At 38.7% G+C, this 16,510-nt stretch carries 23 protein-coding genes; 6 read left to right on the forward strand and 17 right to left on the reverse strand.

Going from position 1 to position 16,510, the window contains the following annotated elements; genetic code table 11:
• Window positions 1-295 precede the first annotated feature (295 nt).
• The 9 genes from HMPREF9706_RS03505 to HMPREF9706_RS03540 form a co-directional block, all read right to left on the reverse strand.
• Window positions 296-2,767, reverse strand: coding sequence for a virulence-associated E family protein (locus tag HMPREF9706_RS03505; protein ID WP_006908000.1), 2,472 nt, complete (start codon window positions 2,765-2,767; stop codon window positions 296-298).
• Between the two features lie 16 nt (window positions 2,768-2,783).
• A complete protein-coding gene (locus HMPREF9706_RS03510) occupies window positions 2,784-4,745 on the reverse strand; it encodes a DNA polymerase (protein WP_006908001.1) in 1,962 nt (653 codons plus the stop codon).
• Window positions 4,733-4,894: a hypothetical protein gene (locus HMPREF9706_RS09050; protein ID WP_006908002.1), complete on the reverse strand. Its 162-nt coding sequence runs from the start codon at window positions 4,892-4,894 to the stop codon at window positions 4,733-4,735. Before HMPREF9706_RS09050 ends, HMPREF9706_RS03510 begins: the two co-directional genes overlap by 13 nt.
• A gap of 59 nt (window positions 4,895-4,953) precedes the next feature.
• Window positions 4,954-5,529, reverse strand: a complete 576-nt coding sequence (locus HMPREF9706_RS03515; RefSeq protein ID WP_040444573.1) for a DUF2815 family protein — start codon at window positions 5,527-5,529, stop codon at window positions 4,954-4,956.
• A gap of 15 nt (window positions 5,530-5,544) precedes the next feature.
• Window positions 5,545-6,720: a DUF2800 domain-containing protein gene (locus tag HMPREF9706_RS03520; protein ID WP_006908004.1), complete on the reverse strand. Its 1,176-nt coding sequence runs from the start codon at window positions 6,718-6,720 to the stop codon at window positions 5,545-5,547.
• Window positions 6,720-7,088: a hypothetical protein gene (locus tag HMPREF9706_RS03525; protein ID WP_006908005.1), complete on the reverse strand. Its 369-nt coding sequence runs from the start codon at window positions 7,086-7,088 to the stop codon at window positions 6,720-6,722. The genes HMPREF9706_RS03520 and HMPREF9706_RS03525 overlap by 1 nt, the downstream gene beginning before the upstream one ends.
• A 70-nt stretch (window positions 7,089-7,158) precedes the next feature.
• Window positions 7,159-7,830, reverse strand: a complete 672-nt coding sequence (locus tag HMPREF9706_RS03530; RefSeq protein WP_006908006.1) for a hypothetical protein — start codon at window positions 7,828-7,830, stop codon at window positions 7,159-7,161.
• Window positions 7,820-8,014, reverse strand: coding sequence for a hypothetical protein (locus HMPREF9706_RS03535; protein WP_006908007.1), 195 nt, complete (start codon window positions 8,012-8,014; stop codon window positions 7,820-7,822). The genes HMPREF9706_RS03530 and HMPREF9706_RS03535 overlap by 11 nt, the downstream gene beginning before the upstream one ends.
• A 2-nt stretch (window positions 8,015-8,016) precedes the next feature.
• On the reverse strand, window positions 8,017-8,232 hold the full coding sequence (locus HMPREF9706_RS03540; RefSeq protein WP_155949071.1) for a helix-turn-helix domain-containing protein: 216 nt from the start codon (window positions 8,230-8,232) through the stop codon (window positions 8,017-8,019).
• A gap of 163 nt (window positions 8,233-8,395) precedes the next feature.
• Between HMPREF9706_RS03540 and HMPREF9706_RS09195 the strand changes: the two genes are divergently transcribed.
• Complete coding sequence (locus HMPREF9706_RS09195) at window positions 8,396-8,563, forward strand: hypothetical protein (RefSeq protein WP_006908009.1); 168 nt, start codon at window positions 8,396-8,398, stop codon at window positions 8,561-8,563.
• Between the two features lie 49 nt (window positions 8,564-8,612).
• Here HMPREF9706_RS09195 and HMPREF9706_RS09200 read toward each other — a convergent pair whose 3' ends face one another.
• Together HMPREF9706_RS09200 and HMPREF9706_RS03545 are read right to left on the reverse strand one after the other, a co-directional pair.
• Window positions 8,613-8,783: a hypothetical protein gene (locus HMPREF9706_RS09200; protein ID WP_006908010.1), complete on the reverse strand. Its 171-nt coding sequence runs from the start codon at window positions 8,781-8,783 to the stop codon at window positions 8,613-8,615.
• Window positions 8,784-8,801: 18 nt separating this feature from the next.
• Entirely contained in the window at window positions 8,802-9,032 is a 231-nt protein-coding gene (locus HMPREF9706_RS03545; protein WP_006908011.1) for a hypothetical protein, read from the reverse strand.
• A gap of 60 nt (window positions 9,033-9,092) precedes the next feature.
• Between HMPREF9706_RS03545 and HMPREF9706_RS03550 the strand changes: the two genes are divergently transcribed.
• Window positions 9,093-9,335 carry a hypothetical protein gene (locus HMPREF9706_RS03550; protein ID WP_006908012.1) on the forward strand — a complete coding sequence of 81 codons (243 nt, stop codon included), beginning with the start codon at window positions 9,093-9,095 and terminating at the stop codon, window positions 9,333-9,335.
• Here the strand turns inward: HMPREF9706_RS03550 and HMPREF9706_RS09205 are convergent.
• From HMPREF9706_RS09205 to HMPREF9706_RS03580, 5 genes are all read right to left on the reverse strand, one after another.
• Window positions 9,289-9,531: a hypothetical protein gene (locus HMPREF9706_RS09205; RefSeq protein WP_006908013.1), complete on the reverse strand. Its 243-nt coding sequence runs from the start codon at window positions 9,529-9,531 to the stop codon at window positions 9,289-9,291. The genes HMPREF9706_RS03550 and HMPREF9706_RS09205 overlap by 47 nt on opposite strands.
• 233 nt (window positions 9,532-9,764) lie before the next feature.
• On the reverse strand, window positions 9,765-9,944 hold the full coding sequence (locus HMPREF9706_RS03560; RefSeq protein WP_006908014.1) for a hypothetical protein: 180 nt from the start codon (window positions 9,942-9,944) through the stop codon (window positions 9,765-9,767).
• A 56-nt stretch (window positions 9,945-10,000) separates the two neighbouring features.
• Window positions 10,001-10,213: a hypothetical protein gene (locus HMPREF9706_RS03565; protein ID WP_006908015.1), complete on the reverse strand. Its 213-nt coding sequence runs from the start codon at window positions 10,211-10,213 to the stop codon at window positions 10,001-10,003.
• A 259-nt stretch (window positions 10,214-10,472) separates the two neighbouring features.
• Window positions 10,473-10,658 (reverse strand): hypothetical protein, encoded by a 186-nt coding sequence (locus HMPREF9706_RS03575; protein ID WP_006908017.1) that lies wholly within the window; start codon window positions 10,656-10,658, stop codon window positions 10,473-10,475.
• Between the two features lie 13 nt (window positions 10,659-10,671).
• Window positions 10,672-10,920: a DUF739 family protein gene (locus HMPREF9706_RS03580; RefSeq protein WP_006908018.1), complete on the reverse strand. Its 249-nt coding sequence runs from the start codon at window positions 10,918-10,920 to the stop codon at window positions 10,672-10,674.
• Between the two features lie 187 nt (window positions 10,921-11,107).
• On the opposite strand from HMPREF9706_RS03580, the gene HMPREF9706_RS03585 reads away from it, so the two are divergent.
• The 4 genes from HMPREF9706_RS03585 (at window position 11,108) to HMPREF9706_RS03600 (ending at window position 16,057) form a co-directional block, all read left to right on the forward strand.
• A complete protein-coding gene (locus tag HMPREF9706_RS03585) occupies window positions 11,108-11,821 on the forward strand; it encodes a S24 family peptidase (protein ID WP_006908019.1) in 714 nt (237 codons plus the stop codon).
• A 56-nt stretch (window positions 11,822-11,877) separates the two neighbouring features.
• Entirely contained in the window at window positions 11,878-13,569 is a 1,692-nt protein-coding gene (locus tag HMPREF9706_RS03590; RefSeq protein WP_006908020.1) for an ATP-binding protein, read from the forward strand.
• A 54-nt stretch (window positions 13,570-13,623) separates the two neighbouring features.
• Window positions 13,624-14,490, forward strand: coding sequence for a DNA adenine methylase (locus HMPREF9706_RS03595; protein ID WP_006908021.1), 867 nt, complete (start codon window positions 13,624-13,626; stop codon window positions 14,488-14,490).
• A 490-nt stretch (window positions 14,491-14,980) separates the two neighbouring features.
• Complete coding sequence (locus tag HMPREF9706_RS03600) at window positions 14,981-16,057, forward strand: tyrosine-type recombinase/integrase (protein ID WP_006908022.1); 1,077 nt, start codon at window positions 14,981-14,983, stop codon at window positions 16,055-16,057.
• 71 nt (window positions 16,058-16,128) lie between these two features.
• Here HMPREF9706_RS03600 and gloA read toward each other — a convergent pair whose 3' ends face one another.
• Window positions 16,129-16,509: a lactoylglutathione lyase gene (gene gloA, locus HMPREF9706_RS03605; protein ID WP_006908023.1), complete on the reverse strand. Its 381-nt coding sequence runs from the start codon at window positions 16,507-16,509 to the stop codon at window positions 16,129-16,131.
• Window position 16,510: the final 1 nt, after the last annotated feature.

Consider the following 16,510-nt stretch of genomic DNA (forward strand, 5'->3'; position numbering starts at 1 on the left):
TGAAATTCAGTCTCCTTTCATGAGGTCACGGATAAATTATGTGTGACCTTACCTGTGACCCAAGTGTGACCCTTGAGGCTGTAGGGCTCACGTCATTTGGTCACAGGTAAACACGTATTTACAGATACCAGTACCTTTATCTCTTATATACACCCTGTATATATATAAACTTACTTTTATATAGTAAATTAAGTGTTATCCGTGACCCTCTCTTTAAGATCCGCTTACTATCAAGGTTTGCAAGGGTCACGGATAGGGTCACACATAGGTCACAGATAGAATTACGTGTGACCTTTTAGCCTCTCAGCTCTATAATTTTGCGATCTTCGTTTTCGTCATTATCTGTCTTTTTAAAGCCTCGAAGTGACTTTCCTTGTACTTTCTTGTAGCCACTTTCCCACAATTCTTGGCCACCTAGCACCATGCCGATCTTCTTAATTTCGCCGTTTGCTTGAGCGGTTCGGGTGCCTTTTCCTAAGAATCGTCCGACCATTAAGTCATAAATCTCACGACTCGTAACAAAGTCAGGCACGGCTAACTCGCCTTCATCCCAGGTATCCAAGATCGAATCATCATCATAACGATCCATAAAGTCCGCTTTTTCTTTCATGGTTAATTCAAGCCAATTTAAGGGTTTAGGGATCTCGATGTATTCCAGAACCATATCTCTAGTAACGTCGGGAGCTTCGGCCGCCTGCCTTGCTGCATTAGCAACTCGCTCATTAGCCACACTAAGGATTAAATTCTTACCGCCTTTATACTTCGTCATATAAAGGTGATAGGCCTCTGCCCATAGTTGACCAAGGTTCTTTTCAATGCTGCCATCAAACACACTCTTTTCTTGACGGTTCTTCCGACAGACAATCGGGTACCAACGACGGTTCCCCGTCGCATCTTTCAAGAATTCTTCGTTATTCGTGGTTCCAATAAAGACAACGTGACGGCGTTGAATAATTGTCATTCGACCATATGGCGGACGGTAGTTATCTTCGGTTTGAGAGATAAAGCCTTTCGCTTGATCGACGTGCGTTCGGTTCATAGAAGCAAGTTCCCCTAGTTCAATGATCCAGTTTTGACCAAGCTTTTGAACGTCATCCTTATTCCCATCAAGCTTCTTAAGATCATCACAGAACCACTTGCCAGCGATCTTTTGAATCAAAGTCGATTTGCCAATCCCTTGCGCCCCAACAAGAACTGGCACTTGATCAAATTTACAGCCTGGCTTACAGATACGAGCGACCGCAGCTGCAAACCATAACTGCGTTACTTCTTTGACATAGCTTGAGTTTTCTGCCCCTAGATAATCAATGAAAAAGTGACTTAACCGCTCCTCTCCGTCCCATTCTTCACGGTTGATGAAATCAATGACTGGGTGGAAAGGACGATCTTTACCGACTACTGTTAGGCAATCAATGATTCGGTCATCTCCGAACAATAAGTTATACTTGCGGTTAATGTAGCTTTTAAGAAGGGCGATATCAGGATCATTCCAATTTGGGATAAGGTCTTCTTCTTTATTGTCCCATGGCATGTAATCAAGCTTTTCAAATCGACTACTAAACTCATTGAACCCAATCTTCCCTTTGAATTCTTTAGACTGCCTTAAGATAATTTCTAGGTTATAAGGATCCTGTTTCAGAGCTCCAGTATCCGTAAAACGAAACTGTGCCTTTTCTTTCTTTTTAGGCTTCTCTTTGGAACCCTCCACCGCATCAAAGTCCGCAAAGTCTTCTTGAGCATCATCAAATAGGGACTGAGCCATCTCTTCCTGACAAGGTCCGTCTTCTTTCACTAACTCAATCATCTTCTTATAACTTGGTCGCTTGCTAGGGCTAGTGTCGGGTTCTATATCTAGGTCTAAGTCTCCAAAAAGATGGATTCTCACAAGGTCAAAAGCGTTGACCGTGTTTCCCCCAACTGGGTCGGTTCCGTGGTGCGAGTAGGCAAAGAGGTCATCATAAACCACTAGTCCCTCACTCGTAGACCCCCCTACATAGGTAAAGCGGTCTTCCTTATGACCGTCCGCATAGACGTCACTTAAATAAGTATGAATGGCATCTGTGATCGTGTACGCTCGGCAGAAAGCTCCAATCCAACCTTTCTTGGTCGTCGGGTCTTCCATCTTGTCGGCTTTCTTTTGGTGGGCGGTATCTTCTAAAGGATGCAGTGGCCAATAGCTCGTGTCCGTCCAATTGGGGTAAGTCTTTAAGATCTCGTCCGCATCAATAAGCGTTGATCCAAACTGACTAAAACTAAATTCAGCATCTCGTGAACAGGACGGCCAATACATTAATCGCTCTGGTTGAAAGCTCGTCGGATCAAACTGACTCATTCCAATCTCTTTAGCGACGTAGCGTCCAATAGCTTGGTACTCATCGGAATCTACTTCTCGACTGAGTTCAAAGACAAGGCGATACCTAGGCTTTGCCTTAGTGTGTGAGTGGGTCGAGTAGGCAAGGCCTTTCCAGACAAAGACAAAATCAAGCGTGTCTAGAAGATCTGTCTTAGCTTGGTCAACATCTAAAGTGAGGACGCTTCGAGTCTGTACATTTCCCGACTTCCGCCGCCCTTCTTTAAGCCATCCTCCGACAAAGCCCCCAACATCCTTGACTTGAGCTTTGTCTTTCTTAGACATCCGCTGATACTCAGCAAGCGATTCTTGGGTAACGGTCGGTGTCTTTAAGCGCTCTACGAGCTCATCCCACGTTACTTCTTCATTCTTCCACTTCTTAGATAGCCTAGAATGTGCTGTTGCAATTTTTAACATTCATTCCCTCCTTTCCCTAGTCTTTCATATAGTATTCCGTTTCAAATCCTGCAGCTCCTAAAGGCAAACCCTCTGCCCAGATAGGGTTAGTTGCTAATAGTTGATTGAGTTCCTCTGTATGAACGTTTAAAGGGGCTTCAACCACGACCTCATCATGAACATGGAATACAATCGGATAACCTTTCTTTTCAATCCGCTTAATGCCTTCGGCTAAGATATCTCGAGCAGTCGCTTGAACAATATTTTCGACTAGCTTTCCGCCATAGGTTTCAATCCTCTCAATGCCGACTCTTAAGCCTTGCCCTTCAAATTCAATGACTTGTCCAAAGCGTCCATCGGCCAGTTTAGGTCTTGGGTAGCTAATATAACGACCGCTAGGCAGCTGAATTCGTAAGAAACCTTTTTCTTTTGTGAATCGAATCCGACCACTAGCCGTCCTTCGGGATAGTCCGTCTACTACCGTTGCCTTAGCTTTCTTATCTACGTCGTACCAGAAGTTAACAATGTTAGGATTCGCCTTTCGCCAAGAATCCACTAAGGGTTGTAGGTCTTCTTCAGGGATTCCCATATCTAAAGCCCCCATCGCTTTCAAAGCTCCCACGCCCCCTTGGTAGCCAAGGGCTAGTGTTGCGACCTTGCCTCGTTGACGGTAAGACTTCGTCACGTTCTCAATGCCACCTAGGTTAAACATCTGATTGGCGGTTGCTTCATAGATCTTTCCATGATCTCTAAAGGCTTGAATGGCCCATTCTTCTCCGGCTAACCAAGCGATCACCCGGGCTTCAATCGCTGAGTAGTCACTAATAACAAAGTGACGACCTTCTTTAGCTACAATCCCAGTCCTTAGTAGCTGCTTTAAGACTTCAGGTAGTTCATCAAAGATGAGTTCAATCGCTTCTACCTCTTTCTCTTTAACCAGTTGCCTAGCTAAGCCAATATTTTTAAGGTAGTTTCTAGGTAGATTTTGCACTTGTAGCAATCGCCCTGCCCACCGTCCAGTTCGACTGGCTCCGTAGAATTGGAGCAGTCCTCTGATTCGTCCATCTTGACATACCGCTTCTTCCATCACGATATATTTTTTTGTTGAGGTGTTTGAGTTAGCTAGTCTGAGATCTAGTACCTCTTTAACTTTCGGGCTAAGCTTCCCTTCTTCCAGCGCCTTTTCCACATTCCCTTTTCTAAGGTTGTCATAAGGATAGCCTTCGGCTTCTAGCCAGTCGGTTAGCTGAGCCACTGAATTAGGATTCTTCAGGTCTGTAAGATCTTGCATCCGCCTTAAGTTCATTTGCGATCGCTTCTCCATCACCTCAACCGCCGACTCGGCTAAATCCATATCTAGCTCAACACCACGATCATTAATCATTTGATCCAGGTGCCACATCTCCCACTCAAAATCGGGAACGGCTAACGCCTCAAGACGTCTAGCAATGGCCATCTCAGTCTTAACGTCTTGAATGTTGTACTTAACATAGTCTGCCCACTTTTCAGGATCATGTTCTGGGAGATTTCTCGTTCGTCCGCCATTCTTCTTCGTCTTCTTACAAGGCTTTGAGAAATAGTTAATAAGCTGGGTCCCAGCTTGGTCTTTTTGCTCCATCACCTTAAGGTAGGATGCACACCGTCCTAAGCTTCCAGGAAGCCCTAAACTTAAAGCGTGGATCATTGTACATTGCCACTGGCTTGGATCTAACCAGTCAAAGTGATCTGTAAAGCCTTCGTTAAAGAGATAATGGCTTAAGCAGACTCGCTCGAATTGAGCGTTATAAGCTTTCTTAGTGACTTTAGGGTCTAGCAAGTCCTTGACAAGCTTTTGAGGTAACTTGTCCTTAGTCAGGTCAATACAGGTCACCTCTCCACCGTCTAATGCATAAGAGAAAAGCAGGATATCAAAGCTTGGATCGTCCGCATAGCGATAGACCCCCACTTGTGGAAGATCTGCCTCGCTGTAAGTTTCGATATCAATGTTTAAAATTGCCATTCTCTTTCCCTTTCTCTTTCTATCTCCCTTTCCAACGCTTGAAGGGTCTCTCTAGCGTCATTTTCTTCTAATACAGATATCCTTTCTTCAAGACGAGCTATCTTGTCTTCAAGACGCTTGATTGCCTCAGCTAGGGTTTCTACATTCATGACAATCACTCCTTTCAGGTTCAAATAAAAAGGGGCTAAAAAGCCCCCTATTCAACTTTTTATAAAATGTCTTCAAGGTCTTCGGATTCATCCTCTGCTTCAAATTCGGCAAAGTCTGATTCAGCAGAAGCCCGTCCACCGAGATAATCTCCATAGCCTAACACCATGACATTGTTTAGACCTGCAGAAACACCACGGTTGCCTGCTGTGTTATAAGGATAGAAGTTCATCGATACATTGGCATAAACACCTGAGTAGACTTCCTCTGGATCAGTCGTCTTCTCTTTATACTTATTAATAACTCCTGGCTTTTGTTTCGCACTCAAATTAATAAACATGTGATTTTCAAATTCTGGATTTTCTTCGATATCAAATTCTTCATCAGCATCACGCAGTGTTACTTTTAGCTTGTCTCGCTTAACACCTTTGAGCTTCCCACTATCGACACCCATTTGGTAAGCCGCATCAATCGCCTTTTCAATTTTAGCGAGTGTTTTAGTATCGTCTTTATTAATCATGGCCATGACTGAATACTTAGCTTCTTGCCCTTCAAAGGCCTTAGGTTCAAGTAGGTTTACAAAGCTTAAACGTACTTTAGGAGCGATTACTTTAGTTGAATTTGCAGTTGTCATAATATAATTACCTCTTTCTTATAAATCTTTAAAATCTTCAATAGCGTCTTGTGTACTGTTTATCGCCGGTCGTTTATCGCTCTCCGGTGCGAGCGTTGGCTTGCCTTCGGGTTTAATAATCGTCCCTTCGGACAAGCTCTCAAATTCTTTCTTACCGACTAACTTCTCTAAATTACCAAGCGTCTCAAGCTGAGGGGCTTTGAAGATTGCTTTCTCATCAAACCCTGCATCTTCTAACCGCTTAGCCAGTTCCACTGGATTGGATATCTTACGAACCGACCGACCTGCCACAACTTTAAAGCCTGGCACCTCGCCCCCATCTAGGATCGATTGAAGGGCAAAGGACTCAACATCCATAAGCCACCGCTTAATCTGATCCGCTTGAGCCAAGACCTCTGAAAGGTCTTCGGGCTCTAAAAGTGCTCCTTCTTGATACTCATACCTTTCAATGAAGTTTTTATTGGCTTCATATTCAGGTCTTAAACGACCTCTCACCTTACTAAATCGCATGACATCTTCAGTAATAGTCCACTCACCAATCCCTTGATCGGCTAAGGCGGCTCTTGGAGCGACATAATTATTTGCCCAGTAAAGTAACTCTTCTGTAGCTACTTCAAAAGTATCCATCCATTCAAGTCTCGGTTGAACAATGGTCATTCGCACCTTCTCAAAATCGTAGAGCCAATCATATTTTTCAAAGGCTCCTAGAGCGTAAAGCATGAGTTGTGGATTTTGATAAGCCTCAACCTTGATCCCCTTCCCGTACTTCAAGTCGACAATCTCAATCACTTCAGGACTTGTAATAACCACGTCACTGGTTCCAAAGCCCCCTGGCACCCACTTATCAAATTGAACTTGTTGTTCCAATTCCATTTGGGCTAGGTCTGAATGTGAGTTGTAGATTTCTTCAACGTAATCCACATAGAAATCAGTCGCTTCTTCCATCTCCTGATCGTACCAAGAGGCAGACTTTTTAAAGGCTTCAATTTCTAGATCAATCTTCCTGGCTTCCTTAGGCTTAGCTAAGTACCTTCTTAGCTTAAGCTCTGAAAGCGAGTGGGCTTCAGTTCCTTCTTCCGCATAAGAGCTTGATCGATCTTTAATACCGCTTAGCTCCTCAAGGGCGATAATTGGCGGACAAGTAAGCCACCGCTTGGCACTAGAAGCGCTGAGTCTTGCATGTACTTCAGGCACTAGATCAACCCCTTTAACTCTTGACCGATCAGGGCCAATTTATCTTGTGGTGTCTTGCTAACACGTTCAATGCCGTGCTTTTCAAGTACCTCTTTGACCTTGCTTAAGTTCCCCTCTTTATTCGCTTGAACTGCAAGTTTCTGCAGATCTTCAAGCGTGAAGTCGGCTTCTTCAGCTGCTTCTTCGGTGTCTTCTTTAGGCTTTTCAACTTCTTTAGCGGATGCTTTTTGTTCTAGTTCATCTTCAATCAGGTCTTGCTTCGGCTCCTTGATTGCCACCTCAACTGCCTGATTGTTTTTATTCATTTCTAGTAATGCTTTAATTTCATCTAAACTCTTCGCTTCATAACTTACGCATAATTTAAACACGTCAAACTTCCTCCTTTGTGCTATAATGTAAGTGTGTTTTGGAGACGGCCTATTTTGTAGGCTGTCTTTTTTATTCTCTATTACCCACAGTTCTTATTGGACAAATTAGGTAATAGACATTGTCTGAACAAATAGTGAAAGGCTGTACTGCGGATCGGTAAAGGATCTGCCCTTTATCAATTCCGAGTTTGTTGAAGAACATAAAGCAATCTGCGAGGTATGACGCTTTCACTTTAAAGGTGAAAGGTAAAGTCGGATTTCCGCTGATCTTTACGCTCGCTTCACGCATTGGGGGCGTTTCTGTCAAAGCTCTTCCTAATTCAAATTGCTTTTTATGCCTTTCCTCAGGTCCTTCATAACCAGGGTTAACGCTCCTTATATTGAACGTCCCCTGATCGAGACTCATAAATATGTATTCTGAACCGTGTTTTGAGAATAACTGAACGGTGTTTTTTAGGGCTTTAAAACTGTCGAAGTTTATCACCGAGTAATCGTTCTTCTCTATATCAAAGAACTTTTCTACAGCTGGAAAATCAGCTAGCTCTAGGTCTTTCTCCTCGTGGTAATCTTCTATAAGAACAGCTACATAACCGTTGGTAAACACCACGGATCCATTATTTTTATAATTAATAAAAGCGAGTTTATCTTCAAACTCAGATTTTTTCTCCCTGGTCTCCCTTTGAACCTTCTTCAGCTCCTGTTCTAGAACTTTGTCATTCTTATCTGTTCGTTTAACCGTCATCTCGCTGCCTCCTTTGAAATTGCCACTCTGCCTCAAGATGCTCCATCATTTCATCGTGGTCGATATTCCCTTTTAGCCACCTTTCAACCTCGCACTGGACTTGAAGGTTGACGTTGCACCCATCATCAACCATGGCGATGAGATACTCTCTTAGCTCTTTGTCTTTTAGTATTTGTGTGATCACCCTTACTCCTCCTTCCTAAATTCATTAACATCAACCCCCAATACATCTGCTAGCTTGAATGCTGTATCTAGCCAAACATTCTTCTTCACTTTTCCATTTACTAATCGATGTAATAGTGCATAGTCAAGATCAGCATCTTTAGCGATCTGATATAGAGACCTTGAATCTTCACTGATTAATTGTTGAATTTTACTAATGTCCACCATATATTGTGTCATCCGCCTTTCATCAGTACTATATGTTGTTGATTTATATTTAGCCCTCTGCTAAAATAGTCATGACGATAATTCTCTATCTAAATCTAAATGCCCTAAAGTGTGTTTTAGGCTACCTAGATATGATTATTAGTCACCAAAATTCTTTTCGAAGTGAGGTGATTTTATGGCTAGAAATGGAGCCAAGGGCAATGGTCGTCACGGAGCTGTTAAAGGTCGCAAACAGTTTTATAATCCCAAGACTGGTCTGTACGTTAAAGTCAACACTAGTACAGGTAAGTTTATGGATGTTAAAACTACCGGTGGACCTTTTAAAGGCGTAACTAAGGGCTAACCTTTAGTTGGAGCGGTAGATAGTGTTCGCGCACTTTCTACTGCTTTTTTCATCTCGCCATCCTCACCACCTTATTCTCCCTTGCTGCTTCCTCATATCCATCTTGCAAACCTGCACGATAAGCCGCATTCTCACGACTTTCCACTGATTTTTGCCCCAGTAAAAACGCTGTTGAAGCGATCGCTGGAATTGCAAGAATTGCTAATATTTCTATGATCATTAGTGTCACCTCTATTCTTTACTTAAATTTTGTTTCTTCTTTTGATTTCAAAAATTCGATAAACCTTGAAATAATAACAATTGTTGTCTTGTTTGTCGGCTTTATAACTCCATCGCTATAATTAGGATCTTGGTACATTTCTCTTACGTATACTTGCGCCTGTTGTTTGCCTAGACCGATTATGACTTCTGGCAACTTGCTTGTTATACAAGCAAAAGCTGTGTCTGTTGGTATTGGATTCAATTCCATAATGTTTATCTCCTTTCTATCCCCAATTCGATATAATGAAATTGAAAGGGGGTGAATATTTTGACCAATGAAGAGTTAGAATCAATGATTCAAGAAATACATAAAAATATTGTTGAAAATGAATATTCATCGGATAGCATTAAAGATAAATTAGCTGATTATGCTGATGACGATGATGCTATATCGAGTTCTTCTTTAGTAGCATTTGTATTAAATGAAAATAGACATTACACTTGCACCATGATTTATAGCTTGTTTAGTAGGCTTTTAGATCAAGGTTATTTTTCTGATGACAATCCATAGTCTTCGGTAGTTCATCAATTTTTAATGGTTTTTGAGAAAACGGAAATACTCCGTAAGCTTCGTTAGTTTCATAGATTATAAGAAAGACTTGGCACGCCATTGCTAGGTCTTTTTCTTTAATCTCATTTTCTCTAGCCCAATCTATTAGTTCTTGAAGTACTTTTGTAAAATTTAGGTCTGTAATAGGTTCTTTCATTCAATACTCATCTTCTTTCTATTTGATGATTTTTAAGAATTAATTCCTTTTAGCTCTGTTTGTTGATAAGTAATTCTTCATGTTTATTAATAATCTTTCTGACCGACCAGACCAGTTCGCAATCAATTATCGTCAAATTTTCGAAGCTTAATTAATATGGTAAGATTTAATATCAAATGAATAATCAATAAAATATTTGTTAAATCCATCTCTTCACCCTTTCCTACCTATTGTTAGCAAATAACTCGTTTCAACCTATCACTAATAATTTTTAAATCTGAGTCGTCCAGCACCAACTGGTCGGCTTTCTCATTAAATCGAGCCTCGATTATTTGGTTAATTTCAAACCACTCTCGCTTTGTGAATTGTTTTCTAAATTCTAAAAACTCTTTTATAATTTCTGTTCTTTCCATCTTCCGTTCATCACCTCCTAAAGATATGAAAAACTTCATTCACGGATTCATTCATTTCATAGAACTAGAACATCTTTGCCAAAAATCTCATGACTTTCTGAATCAGTAACTGACTCCTCAATTTCACCTAATAATCTTCCATCATGATCCCAATACTGAGCTACCAGCTTAAAGGGATCTTCTTTTATCCCAGATCCTTTCACCACCACCGTCTTAATGACTTTAACTTCTTTTGCATGTCTAAGCTCTATACAATCTATTTTCTTCATTTATTCGCTCCTTTCCTACACTGGATCACCTACCGCCCTGATATAATCTGATCGGGAAGGAGGTGAAACAACATGCACGTTGAGATTACTACAGCAAACAAATTTTATTCTTTTGACAGCGTCCACAAAGTCGTGTATCACACATCCGATGACGACATCACTTTCACTGATGTTGATTGTATTCACTACGATAAACCAAGAACTGCTATTACTATCTATACATCAGAGCTTGAATATAGTATTGCGAACCAACCCTTCATTACAAAGGTTGTGCGGTAAAGGTAACTTTAATCTCAAATCCATCATGTATGACTTGCCCGTCTTCGTGATGGATTTTTTTCGTTAGCTCAGTGCGTTGATAAAAATCTGACTGTAATTCTTCGTGCCGACTCACAATATCCCTAATAGAGCTAAAAATCTCCTCAAGATCTTTCTTTTCGTGCATCTGGGTCTCCTTTCTACATCCGTTCGTTTTTCCGAACCTTAACTATAAAAAAATATCTGGAGAACTCGGTGTCTGGTATGTTTAATGCCTTCGCCAACTCCAGCATATCTTTTCTAGAAAAATTTACTTTCCCATTTAATTTCTGACTTAGGGATGTTTCACCATAACTCAATTTAGGAATCAGATTATCGTATGTACCATACATTTCTCTGATTCGTCCTTTAAGCGCTGAATGGTCGAACTCAACATCCATCAAACTCATTCTATCACCTCCTTGTTGTTCGGTTTCCCGAACCTCTTGGCTCTATAATACCACGCCTTTTTTTAATGTCAACACTTTTTGTTCGATTTTCTGAACTTTTTTAGCAGATAATTGAAAATAATTCACATTTCTTGTTGATTAATTAAAATCTATACTATATAATACCATTGAAAGGAGGTTCGGAAAAGTGAACATTTTTTCAGAAAGGTTAACCCACGCTATGGAAGTCCGGGGAGTTAAAGCAATAGATTTAAGCAAGATGACCGGCATTGGTAGATCATCCATAAGTGAATGGGTTAATGGAAAATACGAAGCAAAACAAGATAAGATTTACATTTTAGCTAATGCACTAGACGTGGATGCAGGATGGCTAACAGGGCTGGACGTACCAATGGAAAGCAATGATAGAATCCAAATTATATACAACCAACTCACCCCTCCTCGCCAACACAACGTACTCAATTATGCTGAGAATCAACTTGACGAGCAGAATGGTGTTATTAACATAGATACTATAAAAGAAGAACCTGCAGAATATATTACTGAGGGACTCTATGGACGGTTATCCGCAGGTACTGGTCAACAAATTTTTGATAATCCTGTTGAAGATGTAAAAGTGCCCTCAGCAATTATTCCAGATGAGCCTTATGATATCATGCTGAAAATTGTTGGTGACTCTATGCAACCTGCTTTTGAAGACGGAGAGTATGTATTTATCAAATTAACAAAAGAAATCAGAAGTGGACAATTCGCAGCTATTATTGTTGATGATGAAGCATTTTTGAAGAAAGTATATGTAGAAGAAGATCAAATGAGATTGGTATCTCTTAATAAGAATTATGAGGATATCATTGTTAATGAATACTCAAATATAGAAGTCGTTGGAACAGTGGTGCTGTAATATTTATATATTGGCCTTGATGTACTGAAAAATCAATAAAATATAAGAGGTGCGTTATGAGTAGTAAGGAGTTTAAAAGAAAACATGAATATAATCTTCAATCCAATAAGGATATGGTTATCGACGATATAATCGGAATTCGTGTTGATAATTTTAGACTGTTTAAAAATCAGATTTTCGAATTGGGCTCTCACATTACTATCGTTTCTGGCAGAAACGGAACAATGAAATCCACTCTGATGGGATTAATCGCTCAACCCTATAATTCAGAGCACAGAGATGTTTTTGGAAGAAAGATGGAAACAAAGTTTAGTGAAGTATTCAAATTATCATCAGAAAAAGATAAAAACGATTATTTATATCACATCAGATTAAAAGTTAACGGAAACTTATTGTTAGAAGAACCTGTTCCTTTATATTTTCAACCAGGAAATAAGAACACAAAATATAGTCAAAAAGATAGACACCGGTTGGTGCCTAGCGGAAGACAAAAGGGGGATGGTTATTTCTCGTTACCCTCAGTCTATATTAATTTGAAACGATTATATCCACTAATTGATTCTGGCGAAATAATTCAAGTCGATAATATAGAGTATACAGATGAAGAAATTAAGTTTATAGGAATTTTTTATCAAAAAGTTCTTTTAAAGTCGGATTTTGATGAATTCAATAAATATTCAGCTAAAACAATTAATTCAAAAAAACCATACGGACCTGGAGAAAAATCTTATTATGATGTTCATTCGATATCATCAGGGGAAGACAATCTAAGCACTTTTGTTGATGTTATGATCTCCTTCATGAGAGTCTTTAAAATTAAACAAGATAATAACCTAACTGGTCTGACTGGAATTTTTTCAATTGACGAATTTGAAGCAAGTCTACACCCTATAGCGCAAGCGAATCTTTTTGATTTTCTCTACAAGTGGGGGAAACGTTATAAAGTAAAGGTGCTATTAAACACACACTCTTTATTTTTAATACAATATGTCTATCTAACCTACGAGAAAGATAAAAAACAAAATGATATCATTTTGAATTTTATTGAGTCTGACGGAGAAGATAGATTAACTATCATAAAAAATCCTGAATATAAAACAGCATATAGAGAGCTCACTTTATCCAACATGGAAGAAAAAAGCAATTTGTTAAAAGTAAAAGTGCTATGCGAGGATAAGGTCGCTGAAAACGCAATTAAACGTATGATCAAAAATCGAAAGATCACCACCAACATTGCTTTTTCACACAAAGTGAGTAACGCTAATACGGGTACCAGTAACAGGCTGTTAACACAACTTTGTAAAAATTTCCCCGCAATACTTGAAGAGACTAAATCTATTGTCATAGTTGATGCAGATACAAATATAGAAGAATATAAACAGTATTATAAATACTTAACGAAAATCCCTTCGATATATGGTTACGCTTTTGAAAAAGAGATAGTTAGATATGTTTTAGAATTAGATACTGCTCATAAACTGTTCAATGATTTAGGAGAAACTAAAGAAATGATGAAACAGCGATTTGTGCAATATAATATAAACTTGAACAATTCAAATTACGACACCATCACGAATACAACCCCTTTTAAAAATTGGTACTCTTCAACCGAAAACACAATACTAAGCAAAATCATTACCCACTATATTAAAGATCACAAAGAGATGGTTGATCAATTTAGAAATGAACTATTAACCTATATGAATCAAATAAGGATTAAACACGGTTTCACCAGAATTGAGTTGTGATTTTTCTGGCCATCCGTATCTTTAAATTATATAATTGGAATGAGGTGATAAAAAATGCCTATGACAAAATCCCCACTAAGGTACCCTGGTGGTAAAACTCAACTTTCTAATTTTTTAATCAATCTACTAGAAATAAACGGATTAAACAGACCAATCTATTGCGAACCTTTTTCTGGAGGTTTTGGTGCAGGAATGCAGCTATTGCATGATAATTACGTAGATAAAGTGATGATAAACGATATAGATACAGGTATTTACAGTATATGGTATGCTATTTTAAACGAATGTTCTGAGTTCATTAAAATGATCTATAACACCCCAATAACCATTGAGGAATGGCACAATCAAAAAAACATTTACAATGAACTAATTGCTACAAAAAAATATTCGATTGAGCTTGCTTTTGCTACATATTTTTTGAACAGAACCAATGTGTCTGGAATAATAGGTGGGGGTCCTATAGGGGGGCAAAACCAAACCTCTAAGTATAAAATTGATTGCAGATTTAACAAAGACAATCTTGTGAAAAAAATCAAGAAAATCAATCTTTTATCTAATAGGATTGAGTTATCCAACCTTGAAGCCAATGATTTAATAAAAGAAAAACTGTTAAATCTTGATCCAAAACAGCTATTTGTTTTCTTTGATCCCCCCTATTACAAACAGGGGAAGAATTTATATACAAACTTTTTTGACCATCACAATCATGTTAAATTGAAAAAGCATATCTCTCTAATGGATAATTATAAATGGATTACCACTTATGATTATGTAGATGATATAAAATATATTTATTCTGATTACCCTGCTCTAGAATACAGCATCAGATATTCGGCAAATAAAGTTCGTAAAGAAAAAGAATATCTATTTCATAGCCCCGAAACTATTGTTGAAAGCTTTGATAAAGTTGAACTATATTAAAAACCCCACTCCCATCCGCCAAGATAAGTGACAAGGTTAGTCAGGAGAGTAACTTTGTAGCAAAAATATTTTATAATTGACGCCCTCGTTTATTTTAGTTAAGATATACATAATCTTAATGAACGGCTGAAGTTCAGCCAACCTAAAGGGGGCCTAGCGGCTCCCTTTTGTGCTTTTACGGAAGATATTAATATAAAAACCATCAGTTATCAGCTATAATATAAATAGAGTCTAAAGGACTAGGATATTTATGACAGAGCCCTAGGGGCTGAGCAGGTAACCTCGGTTGCCTGCTTTTTTATTTAATCGTTAATGAAGCAACTACCACATTTACTTCACTAAATAACTTCTTAGTGAAGTAATCCATTAAAAATTACAATAAAAACCCCACTCTCCACCGCCAAGTAAGATGAGTGAGGTTGCACAATAAAGTCCCTGTATAAAGGGCTCTTTATGTTGCTTATTTTATCAAATTAAGGAGGAATAGACAATGTGGGTCGAAGAATTGCCCAACGGAAAATTTAAATATTGCGAGCGATATTTAGATCATAAAACTGGTAAGAATAAACGCGCTTCTATAACGCTAGATAAAAACACCCCACAGGCTAAGAACTATGCGATTAAGATGTTGAATAAAAAAATAGAACGTACTAAAACAGAAATAAAGAAAATTCGCCTTGGGGAATTAACAGAAGAATACATCGCTTTTAAAAAGAAACATTGGGCGTTATCTACTTATAATAAGAATTTAGGCTTTTATAAAAGGCATATCCAACCTTATCCAGAACATGATTTTTATGTTTGCAAACTAACCCTGAATGACATTCAACGTATCATAGACCGAGTTCAATACGACAAAGGTCTGGCTAGGAACACGATTATCAATATAAAATCACTGATTGGTTCTGTTTTAAATTATGGTTATGACGAGTATGATATTGAGTTCGTAAAGTCGTTTGATAGAGTTTTTATTAAAGAAGAGTTACCTAAAGAACTTCCTATCATAAATAGCGATGAGATTCCAAAGTTGATTGAAGATATGAGAAGCAATATTAACGAGTTGTATGCTGATGCTGTCGAAGTTCAGATATTAACTGGCATGAGAATCGGAGAATTGCGAGCTTTAACAGAAGAAGATTGGTTCGATAACAAGATAAGAATTAACAAATCAATCGAACGCAAAACGAATGCTTTCAGCAAACCTAAAAATATTCAATCAATTAGAACCATTGATAGTAGCGACAGGATCAATGAGATATTTGAAAGGCGCATCAAATTGAACCATCTCCTGTTTGGCGATGAAGCTAACCTTATCTTTGCTAGTAAGTTAAACGGTCCTCTGACTTATACTTATTTTCAAGAGTTAATAAAAAGGGTCAACCCTGAATTATCTTCACACGTATTCAGACATACTCACGTATCTTTGCTAGCTGAAAAAGGTTTCCCATTAAAATATATTATGGAACGGGTTGGGCATACTAACCCAGAGACAACCATGAAAGTATATACGCACGTTACCGAGAGAATGCAAAAAGAAGCGAGGGACAAATTAAATAATTTGATTTAATCTGCCCCTTTTTTGCCCCTTTTATTCAGTTTAAAATTATAACACCTGATAAACCATTGATATTACAATGATTAATCTAATTCCATTACTTCTAAGCGGTAACCATCTGGATCCGTTACAAAGAAGTATTGACTTTCAGAACCTGGTAAAGACTTCAAAGCTGTGGTCTCATAACCGGACTCTTGGCATTTTTGGTGGGTCGCATTAAGATCATCCACACCAATGGCCATATGTGAGAAGCCATTTCCAATCGTATAAGGATCAGACTCGTAATTATAGGTTAGCTCCAATTCAAAGTCAGATCCTGGAACTTGTAAATAAATAATATCAAAACCATCATCAGGAAAACGACGATCTCTCATAATTTTGAAATCAAACACTTGAGTATAAAAGGCTAAACTCGCTTCACGATCAAGAATACGATAGCAAGTATGTAATAGTTTTTGTGACATA

Origin of the sequence: Facklamia hominis CCUG 36813, from assembly GCF_000301035.1 — a bacterium.
Classification (GTDB): domain Bacteria; phylum Bacillota; class Bacilli; order Lactobacillales; family Aerococcaceae; genus Facklamia; species Facklamia hominis.

Bases quoted from the DNA above. Each gene is read 5' to 3' on its own strand.
- HMPREF9706_RS03505 (WP_006908000.1), bottom strand. From the start codon at position 2,767: ATGTTAAAAATTGCAACAGCACATTCTAGGCTATCTAAGAAGTGGAAG.
- HMPREF9706_RS03565 (WP_006908015.1), bottom strand. From the start codon at position 10,213: ATGAAGAAAATAGATTGTATAGAGCTTAGACATGCAAAAGAAGTTAAA.
- HMPREF9706_RS09205 (WP_006908013.1), bottom strand. From the start codon at position 9,531: ATGAAAGAACCTATTACAGACCTAAATTTTACAAAAGTACTTCAAGAA.
- HMPREF9706_RS03580 (WP_006908018.1), bottom strand. From the start codon at position 10,920: ATGAGTTTGATGGATGTTGAGTTCGACCATTCAGCGCTTAAAGGACGA.
- HMPREF9706_RS09195 (WP_006908009.1), top strand. From the start codon at position 8,396: ATGGCTAGAAATGGAGCCAAGGGCAATGGTCGTCACGGAGCTGTTAAA.
- gloA (WP_006908023.1), bottom strand. From the start codon at position 16,509: ATGTCACAAAAACTATTACATACTTGCTATCGTATTCTTGATCGTGAA.
- HMPREF9706_RS09050 (WP_006908002.1), bottom strand. From the start codon at position 4,894: ATGAATGTAGAAACCCTAGCTGAGGCAATCAAGCGTCTTGAAGACAAG.
- HMPREF9706_RS03595 (WP_006908021.1), top strand. From the start codon at position 13,624: ATGCCTATGACAAAATCCCCACTAAGGTACCCTGGTGGTAAAACTCAA.
- HMPREF9706_RS03575 (WP_006908017.1), bottom strand. From the start codon at position 10,658: ATGCACGAAAAGAAAGATCTTGAGGAGATTTTTAGCTCTATTAGGGAT.
- HMPREF9706_RS03600 (WP_006908022.1), top strand. From the start codon at position 14,981: ATGTGGGTCGAAGAATTGCCCAACGGAAAATTTAAATATTGCGAGCGA.
- HMPREF9706_RS03590 (WP_006908020.1), top strand. From the start codon at position 11,878: ATGAGTAGTAAGGAGTTTAAAAGAAAACATGAATATAATCTTCAATCC.
- HMPREF9706_RS03540 (WP_155949071.1), bottom strand. From the start codon at position 8,232: ATGACACAATATATGGTGGACATTAGTAAAATTCAACAATTAATCAGT.
- HMPREF9706_RS03530 (WP_006908006.1), bottom strand. From the start codon at position 7,830: ATGACGGTTAAACGAACAGATAAGAATGACAAAGTTCTAGAACAGGAG.
- HMPREF9706_RS03510 (WP_006908001.1), bottom strand. From the start codon at position 4,745: ATGGCAATTTTAAACATTGATATCGAAACTTACAGCGAGGCAGATCTT.
- HMPREF9706_RS09200 (WP_006908010.1), bottom strand. From the start codon at position 8,783: ATGATCATAGAAATATTAGCAATTCTTGCAATTCCAGCGATCGCTTCA.
- HMPREF9706_RS03560 (WP_006908014.1), bottom strand. From the start codon at position 9,944: ATGGAAAGAACAGAAATTATAAAAGAGTTTTTAGAATTTAGAAAACAA.
- HMPREF9706_RS03545 (WP_006908011.1), bottom strand. From the start codon at position 9,032: ATGGAATTGAATCCAATACCAACAGACACAGCTTTTGCTTGTATAACA.